The organism is Robertkochia marina (assembly GCF_004799345.1).
Classification (GTDB): domain Bacteria; phylum Bacteroidota; class Bacteroidia; order Flavobacteriales; family Flavobacteriaceae; genus Robertkochia; species Robertkochia marina.
The window spans coordinates 971,986-984,756 of the sequence record NZ_SSMC01000001.1; the positions used below are offsets into that span (position 1 = coordinate 971,986).

At 42.6% G+C, this 12,771-nt stretch carries 9 protein-coding genes; 8 read left to right on the forward strand and 1 reads right to left on the reverse strand.

What is annotated here, in order from left to right:
* Window positions 1-110: 110 nt before the first annotated feature.
* The 4 genes from ileS to E7Z59_RS04025 all read left to right on the forward strand — a co-directional run bounded on the left by ileS (window position 111) and on the right by E7Z59_RS04025 (window position 5,273).
* Window positions 111-3,509, forward strand: coding sequence for an isoleucine--tRNA ligase (gene ileS / locus E7Z59_RS04010; RefSeq protein WP_136334990.1), 3,399 nt, complete (start codon window positions 111-113; stop codon window positions 3,507-3,509).
* A gap of 4 nt (window positions 3,510-3,513) precedes the next feature.
* Window positions 3,514-3,897 carry a TraR/DksA family transcriptional regulator gene (locus tag E7Z59_RS04015; protein WP_136334991.1) on the forward strand — a complete coding sequence of 128 codons (384 nt, stop codon included), beginning with the start codon at window positions 3,514-3,516 and terminating at the stop codon, window positions 3,895-3,897.
* 2 nt (window positions 3,898-3,899) lie between these two features.
* Entirely contained in the window at window positions 3,900-4,568 is a 669-nt protein-coding gene (locus E7Z59_RS04020; protein ID WP_136334992.1) for a DUF4097 family beta strand repeat-containing protein, read from the forward strand.
* Between the two features lie 69 nt (window positions 4,569-4,637).
* The gene (locus E7Z59_RS04025) at window positions 4,638-5,273 is read left to right on the forward strand and encodes a lipoprotein signal peptidase (protein ID WP_136334993.1); all 636 of its coding nucleotides are present in this window, start codon (window positions 4,638-4,640) and stop codon (window positions 5,271-5,273) included.
* On the opposite strand, the gene E7Z59_RS04030 is transcribed toward E7Z59_RS04025, so the two are convergent.
* A complete protein-coding gene (locus E7Z59_RS04030; protein ID WP_136334994.1) occupies window positions 5,270-5,839 on the reverse strand; it encodes a 5-formyltetrahydrofolate cyclo-ligase in 570 nt (189 codons plus the stop codon). The genes E7Z59_RS04025 and E7Z59_RS04030 overlap by 4 nt on opposite strands.
* Before the next feature lie 209 nt (window positions 5,840-6,048).
* Here E7Z59_RS04030 and uvrC point away from each other — a divergent pair, with 209 nt between their 5' ends.
* The 4 genes from uvrC (at window position 6,049) to hppD (ending at window position 12,570) form a co-directional block, all read left to right on the forward strand.
* A complete protein-coding gene (gene uvrC / locus E7Z59_RS04035) occupies window positions 6,049-7,836 on the forward strand; it encodes an excinuclease ABC subunit UvrC (protein ID WP_136334995.1) in 1,788 nt (595 codons plus the stop codon).
* Window positions 7,837-7,858: 22 nt separating this feature from the next.
* Complete coding sequence (locus E7Z59_RS04040; protein ID WP_136334996.1) at window positions 7,859-10,096, forward strand: patatin-like phospholipase family protein; 2,238 nt, start codon at window positions 7,859-7,861, stop codon at window positions 10,094-10,096.
* A 65-nt stretch (window positions 10,097-10,161) separates the two neighbouring features.
* On the forward strand, window positions 10,162-11,319 hold the full coding sequence (locus E7Z59_RS04045; protein ID WP_136334997.1) for a homogentisate 1,2-dioxygenase: 1,158 nt from the start codon (window positions 10,162-10,164) through the stop codon (window positions 11,317-11,319).
* A gap of 111 nt (window positions 11,320-11,430) precedes the next feature.
* Entirely contained in the window at window positions 11,431-12,570 is a 1,140-nt protein-coding gene (hppD, locus tag E7Z59_RS04050; protein ID WP_136334998.1) for a 4-hydroxyphenylpyruvate dioxygenase, read from the forward strand.
* Window positions 12,571-12,771: the final 201 nt, after the last annotated feature.

A 12,771-nucleotide genomic window follows, 5' to 3' on the forward strand; every position in this document is an offset into this window, starting at 1 on the left:
AGGTTGCAGGGGTAATACTACCTCCGGGTGTTATTTAATCACAGCAAAGGGCTTCAATTGACTGGAATTTAGTAATTTTGCCAACTTTAATACGAGAAGGTATTTTTAAAATGAGTTTTACAGAATATAAGGGAATGAATCTTCCGCAGACTGCAGATGAAATACTTAAGTACTGGGAAGAACATGATATTTTTGAAAAAAGTGTAAGTGAGAGAGAAGGGCAAGAACCTTATGTGTTCTTCGAAGGGCCGCCCTCTGCCAATGGTTTGCCGGGAATTCACCACGTAATGGCGCGTGCCATTAAGGATATTTTCTGTAGGTATAAGACTCAAAAAGGATTTCAGGTAAAGCGAAAAGCCGGTTGGGATACCCATGGGTTGCCTGTGGAATTAGGGGTTGAAAAAGAACTCGGAATTACTAAGGAAGATATCGGAAAATCGATCACAGTAGAAGAATATAATGCGGCCTGTAAAAAGGCAGTAATGCGTTATACTGATATCTGGAATGATATGACCCGTAAGATCGGGTACTGGGTAGATATGAATGACCCTTATATCACCTATAAATCCAAATACATGGAAAGTGTTTGGTGGCTGTTAAAGCAGATCTACGATAAGGGACTTATTTACAAGGGGTATACCATTCAGCCCTATTCGCCAAAAGCCGGAACGGGATTAAGTTCGCATGAATTGAACCAGCCCGGAACCTATAAAGATGTTTCAGATACTACCGTGGTGGCTCAGTTTAGAGCTGTGGAAGACAGTCTTCCTGAAGCACTTCAAGGTCTTGGAGAGCTTTTCTTCCTGGCCTGGACCACCACCCCGTGGACCCTGCCATCAAATACGGCTCTGACAGTTGGTAAGAATATCGATTATGTGGCGGTTAAAACATATAACCAATATACCCATGAGCCTGTCACAGTGGTACTGGCTAAGGCCCTGGTAAAAAATATTTTCAGTGGTAAGTTCAAACCCGTGGAATCGGAAGAGGCGCTAATTGCCTATGAGGCCGACGCTAAAAAGGTGCCTTACCTGGTCGCTAAAGAATTGAAAGGAGCAGAGTTGATAAATGCACGATATGAGCAATTATTAAACTATGCGCTGCCTTATGAAAATGCTGAAAACGCCTTCCGTATTATCGCCGGTGATTTTGTGACCACCGATGATGGTACCGGTATCGTACATACGGCTCCGACCTTTGGTGCCGATGATGCCAAGGTGGCGAGAGAAGCATCTCCTGAAGTTCCTCCTATGTTGGTCCTTGATGACAATGGCAATGCAGTTCCTTTGGTTGACCTCCAGGGTAGATTCAGATCGGAGCTTCCTGAAGTTGGTGGTAAATATGTGAAGAATGAATACTATGCCGAAGGAGAAGTTCCTGAACGCTCAGTGGATGTTGAGATCGCCATTGCCTTAAAAGAGGCTAACAAGGCCTTTAAGGTTGAAAAATATGTCCACAGTTATCCGCATTGCTGGAGAACTGATAAGCCGGTTCTTTATTACCCTTTAGATTCCTGGTTCATCAAGGTTACTGATGTTAAAGAACGGATGTTCGAATTGAACCAAACCATTAACTGGAAACCAAAAGCAACCGGAGAAGGTCGTTTTGGAAACTGGCTGCAGAATGCTAATGACTGGAATCTTTCAAGATCAAGATTCTGGGGTATACCTATTCCTATCTGGAGAACCGAAGACGGTAAGGAGGTAAAGGTTATCGGATCTGTAGAAGAACTTAAGGCGGAGATGTCAAGGTCTGTGGAAGCCGGTTTCATGGATAAAGATATTTTTGAAGAGTTTGTGGTAGGCGATATGAGTGAAGAGAACTACGACAAGGTTGACCTTCATAAGAATGTGGTTGATCGTATCGTCCTGGTCTCTGAGTCAGGAAGCCCGATGAAGCGTGAAGCCGATCTGATCGATGTGTGGTTTGACTCAGGTTCCATGCCCTATGCACAATGGCATTATCCCTTTGAGAATAAAGACAAGATTGACGGAGGAGAAGCTTTTCCTGCCGATTATATAGCTGAAGGGGTCGACCAGACAAGAGGCTGGTTCTATACGCTTCACGCCATAGGTACCATGGTCTTTGATTCTGTAGCGTATAAGAATGTGGTTTCAAACGGATTGGTGCTGGATAAGAATGGTCAAAAAATGTCTAAGAGATTAGGCAATGCCGTAGATCCTTTCGAAACCCTTCAGGAGTACGGTCCTGATGCCACAAGATGGTATATGATCGCCAATGCCAATCCATGGGATAATTTGAAATTTGACCTGGAAGGAGTAGCCGAGGTAAGACGTAAATTCTTTGGTACTCTTTACAATACCTATTCTTTCTTCAGCTTGTATGCCAATATTGATGGTTTTGATTACAGTGAAGAAGAGATCGCTATCGCAGACAGACCGGAAATTGATCGCTGGATCCTTTCTGAATTAAATACCCTTGTTAAGCGGGTTGATGCTTCTTTGGCTGACTATGAGCCTACCAGAGCAGCAAGGGCAATCTCAGATTTCGTTCAGGAAAATCTGAGTAACTGGTATGTAAGACTTTGCCGAAGACGATTCTGGAAGGGCGATTATGGTCAGGATAAGATCTCGGCCTATCAAACCCTTTACACTTGTTTGCTAACGGTAGCTAAATTAGGAGCACCAATAGCACCGTTCTTTATGGATCGCCTGTATCTCGACCTGGTAAAGGCAACCGGAAAAGAAACCTTTGAAAGTGTTCACCTGGCAGATTTCCCGGTGTACAAGGAAGCGTTGGTTGATAAAGGTTTGGAAAGCAGAATGGAGAAAGCGCAAGTGATCTCCTCCCTGGTACTTTCACTCCGTAAAAAGGAAATGATCAAAGTGCGACAACCTCTTAAGAAGATTATGATTCCGGTATTGGATCATAATCAGAAAAAAGAGATACATGCTGTAGAAGATCTGATACGTTCTGAAGTGAATGTTAAGGAGATTGAACTGCTGGATGACGCCTCAGGAATCCTGGTGAAACAGATCAAACCTAACTTTAAGGTTTTAGGTCCGCGGTTCGGAAAAGATATGAAATTGATTGTGAGTAAAGTACAATCGTTGACGCAGGATGATATTCAGAAAATTGAGCGCGAAGGCTCAATAATACTTGATATTAATGGAAAAAGTATTACTTTAGGAATCGATGAGGTGGAAATCTCATCTCAAGATATAGAAGGTTGGTTAGTAGCCAGTTCAGGTATGATTACCGTTGCCCTGGATGTTACCATTACTGAAGAATTGCGCAAGGAAGGTGTTGCCCGTGAGTTGGTCAACAGGATCCAGAACCTGCGTAAGGACTCAGGATTTGAGGTAACCGACAAAATAGATGTGATGCTTCAAAAGGATGGGGTTGTTGAAAATGCCGTTCAGAGTAATCTCGATTACATTAAAAATGAAACACTTACAGCAACGCTAAGCTTTGAGGAGACCCTGGAAAGCGGCACGGAAATTGCGTTTGATGAGGTAAACACCAGATTGTTGATTCAAAAACACTAGTACTATGGATGCAGACATTAAAGTAAGATATTCTGACAAGGATCTGGAAGAGTTCAGAGTCCTGATAGAAAATAAGATAGATAAAGCAAGACAAGATCTTGATTTGCTTAAGAGCTCCTATAAGAACGATGGTAATAATGGAACCGATGATACCTCTCCAACCTTTAAAGCTTTTGAGGAGGGATCTGAAACCATGAGCAGAGAGGCCAACACTCAGCTGGCACTCAGACAGGAGAAGTTTATTCGTGACCTTAAAAATGCCCTGGTACGTATTGAAAACAAAACGTACGGGATTTGCAGGGTAACAGGAAAACTGATCAATAAAGAGCGTCTGAAGCTGGTGCCTCATGCAACCTTGAGTATCGAAGCAAAGAATATGCAAAAATGATAATGCCGAAAGGTAGGTGTAATAAAAGAACACGCCCTGTTTCAGGGCGTTTTTTTATGGCTGTTGTCCTGGGTTTACTCCTTGGTGGCGGTTGTGTATGGGGTCAAAAGCTTAGCAGCAGGAATTTTGATGCTGCCAACCTCACCCAATTGCAGATCGCAGCCGATCAGATCTTCGAAGTGGAATTGTATAGTGCTTCTTCAGGGGGGATTCAGGCTGAGATCGCCATAGAAGGGGAGTATCAGAACGACCTCACCGTAACTTCAAAAAAAGAAGGGAGTACCTTGATCCTGGAAGGCTCTTTTATGCCCGCCTTTGAAAACCCTAACGACAAGTTAAGTGCTCATAAAGTAGTTTCGGTTCGTTTAAAGGTAGGGGTGCCCGATCATCTTGGCGTGGTCGTCTCCGGAACTGGGACCAGGGTAGCGGCAAAAGGTTATTTTAATAGCCTTGAGGTATCAACAGGAAAGGGTCCTGTTGTGCTCGAAGAAGTGACCGGGATGATTGAGGTTAAAACCCTATCCGGAGAAATTCTTGTTACCGATGTTCATGGAGAGATCCTCGCAGTTTCTAATTATGGTCAGGTTTTTCGAGGTGCTGTTACAGAGGGGAACGCAAAGGTAAAACTGGAGTCGGTTAACGGCGATATATACATTAATAAACAAGAATAATATTCTTATTTTTGAGGCTTTTAGGTGTAAGCCTAATGCCTGTCCTGAACTAATTGAACGAAAGATAAAATGTCATTAAAAAAAGCTACATTGATTATTTTCCTGGTCCTCTTTATTGACCAGTTGTCTAAGATCTATATTAAAACTCATTACGTACTTGGAGAATATACAGAAGTGTTCAGTTGGTTCAAGATCTTGTTCATTGAGAATGAAGGTGCGGCATGGGGAACCAAGCTCAGCGATATTTTGCCATTTATATCTGATGGTACAGGTAAATTAATCTTAACTGTATTCAGGTTATTTGCTATCGGGGGTATTGGCTACTGGATGTATGATACGATTAAAAAAGGAGGTACAGCAGTGCTGATCACGGCTATTGCATTGATATTCGCCGGAGCTTTCGGGAATATAATTGATTCTGTTTTTTACGGAGTGATCTTCAATGACAGCTACGGCCAGGTAGCCACTTTATTTGCCGATGAGCCTTATGGGGCCTTGTTAAAAGGAAAGGTGGTCGATATGCTTCATTTTCCTCTTATTGATACTGTTTGGCCGGACTGGATGCCATTGGTGGGGGGTAAGAACTTCAGGTTCTTTGAGCCGGTGTTTAACATTGCCGATGCCGCCATTAGCACCGGGGTAGGTATTCTTATTGTATTTAATAAAAAAGCTTTTCCTAAAAATAAGGAGCAGGAAGAGGCCTAGTTTCTAAAATCATAAACCCCCTCGGGTGTAATACACATGTCAAGAGCGATGTCGTCTTGATTAACATCGTTGATCTTATCTTCAGGGGGGAAAAATGACAACCCGATTTTTAGGGTATCAGGATTACATTCTTTAAGAAACCGATCGTAAAACCCCTTGCCGTACCCCACACGATTACCAAAACGGTCATAGGCCAGTAAAGGAACAAAGACCACTTCAATAGCAGCCGGAGCGATCTCAATACCTGATTGGGGTTCGGGTATGCCGTAAGAATTGGTTTTCATAACCGTATTGTCGGTAAGTAAAAAATGCTTCATACTTCCGTTGTTGAAATCTGAACGGGAAATGATCACCTCTTTATCCTTTCCTTGTAACACTGTTAATAGAAATGAGGTGTCTATCTCATGTTGCCTTTCTATAGGAAGAAACAGATGATAAGTGGCGTGATCCCAGATGGGAGATCGCAATGCCTGATTGGTAATTTCAATGCTTAGGTCTTCCAGCTCCGCGTTCTTTAAGACCTTGCGCTTCTCTTTGTATTTTGTTCTCAGTTGATGTTTATCCATGCTTTTGAGATTTATTGAGGGCTTTCAAACTTACACATTCCTTTAAGAGGGAGTACTAAGTTTCCTGTGAAAAGTGATCGCTGTATTTAATGGTTATAAGAAGCCTTTCTCCGGATTTTATATAATTTAAAAGTCTAAACCGGCTTTCAGGTGTTACTTTTACAGTGTATTAAAGGCCAAAATTCTCAGTAACTTTTCTGCTTTTTTAGATGGAGAGCTCAGGAATAGACATACAATTGAAAACCCTTCCGGAAAGCCCGGGGGTATATCAGTTCTACGATAAGGATGAAAAATTGCTTTACGTAGGAAAGGCTAAGAACCTTAAAAAAAGGGTGTCGTCGTATTTTCAAAAAACTCACGAATACGGCAAGACCAGGGTGTTGGTTAAAAAGATCAGATCTATACGTCATGTCGTGGTACCAACAGAGACCGATGCCTTGCTTCTTGAGAACAATCTCATTAAAAAGTATCAGCCTCGGTACAATGTAATGCTGAAGGACGATAAAACCTACCCGTGGATTTGTATTAAAAAAGAGCGCTTTCCCAGGATCTTTCCTACCCGAAAGGTCATCAGGGATGGTTCTGAGTATTTCGGACCGTACACCAGCATGAAAACTATAAGAACCCTACTCGATCTTATTAAGGGGTTGTACTCGCTCAGGACCTGTAATTATGACCTCTCCCCGGAAAAGGTTAGTAGCGGTAAATATAAGGTCTGTCTGGAGTATCATCTGGGTAATTGTAAGGGGCCTTGTGAAAATTTGCAATCGGAAGCAGTCTACAATCAACAGATCGAAGAGATCCGCAAGATCATTAAAGGAGATTTTAAAGATTCCCTGAAGCATTTTCAAGACCTGATGCATAGCTATGCTGCTGAAATGCGATTCGAAGATGCTCAACGCATCAAAGAAAAGATAGAGGTCCTGGAAAATTACCAGGTAAAATCGACCGTAGTAAATCCGAAAATCAGTAATGTAGATGTTTTCAGTATCATTTCTGATGAAGGCTTTGCCTATGTGAACTTTTTGCAATTATCATACGGGTCGATAATCCGGGCACATACTGTAGAGATCAAAAAGAAACTTGACGAGTCTGATAAGGAGTTACTGGAACTGGCTATCACTGATATGCGTAATAAGTTCCATTCCAATTCCAGGGAGATCTTTGTGCCGTTCGAGGTAGATGTTGGAGAAGAAATTAAGGTAACGGTGCCGAAGCTGGGTGATAAAAAAAGGATCGTTGAGCTTTCAGAGCGCAACGCCAAGCTCTACAGGCAGGAGAAATTTAAGCAGATCAAAATTACCGATCCTGACCGCCATGTTAAACGTATCATGGAGCAAATGAAGAAAGATCTGAGGTTGTCAAAAGAGCCCAGGCATATTGAGTGCTTTGATAACTCAAATATTCAGGGAACCAATCCTGTTGCTGCCTGTGTGGTTTTTAAAGACGGCAAGCCAAGTAAGAAAGAATACCGACATTTTAATATAAAGACGGTGGATGGGCCTGATGACTTTGCTTCTATGGAAGAGGTGGTGCATCGGCGCTACCGTAGACTGTTGGAGGAAGATGCACCCCTGCCACAGCTTATTGTGATAGATGGAGGGAAGGGGCAGTTAAATTCAGCCTTAAAAAGCCTTGAGCGTCTGGGGCTTCGGGGCAAGATCGCTATTATCGGTATCGCCAAGCGCCTGGAAGAAATATTTTATCCGGATGACCCTGTACCACTCTATCTTGATAAGCGATCAGAAACCCTTAAGATCGTTCAGCAATTGCGCAATGAGGCACACCGATTTGGTATTACATTTCATCGAAAGAAGAGGGCTAAGGCGGCAATAGATACCGAACTTGAAAACATAGATGGAGTTGGTAAAAAAACTGCAGGTGAATTACTCAAAAAGTTCAGGTCTGTAAAACGGATTCGCGAGGCCAGTCTCGAGCAATTGACGGAGGTTGTGGGTCCGTCAAAAGCATCGAAAATATACAAGGCTTTTCACTAAAATTCGTATTATCTTTATTTCTATGAAATGGTGTGTCCTCATCGTATGGTTGATGGTCTCGCCCTGGATTGTGATTTCCCAGGAAACCCGGGGAGAAAACAGTCTCAAGGTGGGGTTGGTGCTCAGTGGAGGTGGGGCTAAAGGTCTGGCTCACATCGGAGCCCTCCGGGCTATAGAAGATGCCGGGATAAGGATAGACTATATAGGCGGTACTTCCATGGGGGCTATTGTAGGGGCCTTGTATGCCAGCGGCTATTCTGCCAAACAACTGGATTCTTTATTTAACAGTATTGACTTTGACCGGCTGATCCAGGGATATATTCCAAGGTCGTCCATGAGTTTTTATGAAAAACAGAATAATGAGCGGTACGCCCTGATGCTGCCTTTCGATGAGTTTAAATTAAGTTTTCCCTCCTCAATTTCCAGTGGTCAGAATGTATACAACCTGTTCTCAAGATTGCTTTTTCATGTAAGTGACATCAATGATTTTAATGATCTTCCCATACCCTTCTTCTGTATGACCACCGATGTAGAGACCGGAGAATTGGTGAAACTTGACAAGGGCTACCTCCCGTTAAGTATCAGTGCCTCGGGGGCATTTCCTTCTTTTTTTGAACCGGTGGAGATTGATGGGCGCACCTTGATCGATGGGGGGGTTGTTGATAATTACCCTATAGAAGAGGTTAGAAACATGGGGGCCGATGTGGTTATAGGGGTCGATGTTCAGGATTCCCTGGCCAAGGCCGACCAATTGCGTTCTGCCACCCAGGTATTATTACAGATCAATAATTATCGCACCCAAAGGGGGATGAAGGAAAAGGCGGAGAAAACCGATATTTTTATAAAACCTGATATTTCTGATTTTACGGTCATTTCGTTTAATGAAGGCGCAAGTATTATTAAAAGTGGGTATGACGCCGCTTTAAGAAAGAAGGTATCTCTTGACAGCCTGGCACTGCTGCAGGATGCGGGGCCTCTGCCACCCCGGGGTGTGCAAATAGCAGATACCTTATTATTGAACAGCGTACAGCTAAGCGGGAATCAGCAGTACTCCCGCAGGTATATAAAAGGGAAATTGAGGTATGAGCTAAATGAACCAACCACCTTTGATAAACTTGACCAGGGGTTTAGTAACCTGGCTGCCACCTCAAATTTTCGAAGCATCAAATATGTTCTGAGGCCCTCTGAAGGCAAGTCCGGGTATAATATGGATCTGAGACTTAAGGAAGAGACCAATAAGACCTTTATTAAGCTGGGAGTTCATTACGACGGTCTCTATAATACAGGGGCCTTGATCAACCTGACAAGAAAGCACTTCCTTTTATATGATGATGTTTTGTCTTTTGACTTTATAATTGGCGATCAGATACGGTATAACTTTGATTATTATCTCGACAAAGGAAGTTACTGGAGCCTGGGAGTCAGATCGAGGTTCAATACTTTTGAAAAAGATGTCGATTTTGAATTCGTCAGCAGAGAAATAGGGGTAGAACTCCCCCAGGTGAATAAATTGGATATTACGCTGTTTGATTTTACCAACCAGATCTACGCTCAAACCAATTGGGGAGAAGAATTTGTTTTCGGCCTGGGGTTGGAACACAAGTGGCTGCGGCTTCGTTCAGAGACCGTGATCGCTGATCAGGGGCCGGCTATAGATCTCGATAATTCCAACTATCTGAGTACTTATGGGTTTTTAAAACTGGACACGATGGATGACCTGTATTTTCCGACTCGTGGATTGTTCTTTGATGGTGATTTTCATCTTTATTTATTAACGACTGAGGAAGGCTTGGAAGATGTCGGCAGTTTTTCCATTGCCAAGGCCAAAATGGGGTTTGCCCTACCGATCACCTCGAACTGGGCCTTTAATTTCTTTACCGAAGGAGGTTTTAATTTAGGAGAGGCCGATGTAAACTCTTTGGATTTCGTTCTGGGAGGGTATGGGGCTGCTTATATAAATAACCTGACTGACTTTCTCGGATACGATTTTGTTAGTTTCGGGGGTGACAGTTATGTGAAGGCTGTTTTTAAGACCGATTGGAACTTTGCCGGGAAACACCATCTGAATCTTACCGCCAATTATGCCAATGCAGAGAATGGTATTTTTAAGGAAGGAGAATGGTTTACCCTTCCCGATTACAGCGGGTATGCCCTGGGTTATGGTTTTGAATCGCTGGTAGGACCTGCTGAGGTGAAGTTTGCATGGTCACCTGAAATAGCCGATACTTCCTGGGTATTCAGTATCGGTTTCTGGTTTTAAGAAATCCTTATTGGAATTCCTTCTCAATTATTCCGATATTTGTTAAAATATCAAACGATTGCGTTATGCCTTTTTACCATAAACTGGGTAAAATCCCACATAAACGACATACCATTTTTAAAAAGCCGGATGGCTCTCTCTATTATGAGCAGTTATTCGGAACTATAGGATTTGACGGCATGTCTACCAATATGTATCACCTGCACCGACCTACCCAGGTTAAAGAGATCAGGGGGCAAAGAGATGTTACTCCCAGGGTGGCCATCGCCAACAATATGAAGTCTTACCGTTTTCATGGCTTTAAGGTAAAGCCGGCTGACGATTACCTGGACAGCAGGATTCCTGTGCTCACCAATGCTGATTGTACCATTTACCTGGCGGCACCAAAAAGCTCAGTAAAGGATTATTTTTTTAAGAATGCTGATGCCGATGAGTTGATCTTTATTCACCGGGGTAGTGGTAAGTTGCGAACCATGTTGGGTAACCTGGATTTCAAATACGGAGACTACCTGCTGCTTCCAAGAGGTATTATTTATCAGATCGATTTTGACACCGATGATAATCGCTTGTTTATAGTAGAATCAAGAAGGCCTATCTATACTCCTAAAAGATATAGAAACTGGTTTGGGCAGCTGCTCGAGCATTCACCTTTTTGTGAAAGAGATCTGAGGGCGCCTCATGAAATAGAAACCATTGATGAGAAGGGTGAATTTCTTATGAAGATCAAAAAGCAGAATGAGATCTTCGATATGGTTTATGCCACCCATCCGTTTGATGTGGTTGGATATGACGGGTTTAATTTTCCTTATGCGTTTAGCATACACGATTTTGAACCCATCACCGGAAGGATTCATCAACCGCCACCGGTGCATCAGACCTTTGAAACTGATGCTTTTGTAGTGTGTAGTTTTGTGCCTCGCCTGTATGACTATCACCCTGAATCGATCCCTGCGCCCTATAATCACAGTAATATAGATTCTGATGAGGTATTGTATTACGTAGATGGTGATTTTATGAGCAGGAATGATATTGAGGCCGGACATATATCACTTCACCCGGCGGGAATACCGCACGGGCCTCATCCGGGAGCAGTAGAGCGAAGCATAGGAAAGGAGAAAACAGAAGAACTGGCAGTGATGGTTGATACATTTAAGCCTTTAATGGTTACAGAACAGGCCATGGAAATTGCCGACGAAACCTATCATAAATCCTGGTTGGAATAGTATATGTTGAATTATAGAATAGATATAACTGCGCATCTTAGAGCCATGTGGTGAGGGCAGGTGAACTGAAGTATATAGATCAAGTATAACCTATCAAACAAGTAAAAGAAAATGGCAACAGATACATCATCATTAAATTTAAATAAGGAAGTAGAAACAGCAGAAGATTTTCTGCCGATTCTGGGAACAGATTACGTTGAACTTTATGTGGGTAATGCCAAACAGGCAGCTCATTATTATCAATCGGCCTGGGGCTTTCAACCGGTGGCCTATGCCGGTCTTGAAACCGGGATCAGGGATCGGGTTTCATATGTGCTGCAGCAAGATAAGATCCGGTTGGTATTAACTTCTCCCTTGCAAAAGGGAGGCGATATAAATCGTCACATCAATGAACACGGTGACGGGGTAAAAGTGGTAGCACTTTGGGTTGATGATGCAACCAAAAGTTATGACGAAACCATAAAGAGAGGGGCCGAAAGCTATATGGAGCCTAAAAAAATTGAAGATGAGAACGGAGAGGTCGTACTATCAGGAATACATACCTATGGTGAGACTGTTCATATTTTTGTGGAGCGCAAGAATTACAACGGTCCGTTCATGCCCGGATTTAAGAAATGGGATCCTGAATATAAGGCTCCTGAAACCGGCCTCAAGTATATTGACCATATGGTTGGGAATGTAGGCTGGAATGAAATGAATAAATGGTGTGAATTCTATGCCAAGGTCATGGGATTTGCTCAGTTAGTGTCATTTGATGACAAAGACATTTCTACAGAATATACAGCACTTATGAGTAAGGTGATGAGTAATGGGAACGGCCGTATTAAGTTTCCTATTAATGAGCCTGCAGATGGACGTAAGAAGTCACAAATTGAAGAGTATATTGACTTTTATAATGGTGCCGGGGTGCAGCATATTGCCGTTGCAACCGATAATATTATAGAAACTGTGAAGGCATTGAAGGCCAGAGGTGTTGAGTTTCTTTACGTTCCTGAAACTTATTACGATACTGTGCTTGATCGCGTCGGTGAAATTGATGAAGATCTTGAGCCGTTAAAGGAGCTTGGAATTCTGATCGACCGCGATGACGAGGGGTATCTTCTTCAATTATTTACGAAGCCTGTTTTAGACAGACCGACCATGTTTTTTGAGATCATTCAGCGAAAAGGAGCTAAATCGTTCGGAAAAGGAAACTTTAAAGCCCTTTTTGAAGCTATAGAACGTGAGCAGGAAATGCGAGGTACATTATAAATGGCTCTTTTTTATAGCAAAATAGCAAGCAAACACTTTAATTTATAAAGAGTTTACAGCAAATGCGTTAAACTTTACTGCCGGGGTTTTGCAATTAAAAACCTGTAGTATATTTGCACTCGCAAAAGCGGGTGGTGCCCTTTTGCTGACTTTAAGTAAAGTTTTCATAATTTAAAGTTTTTGGTTGGTTAATGGAAAAAG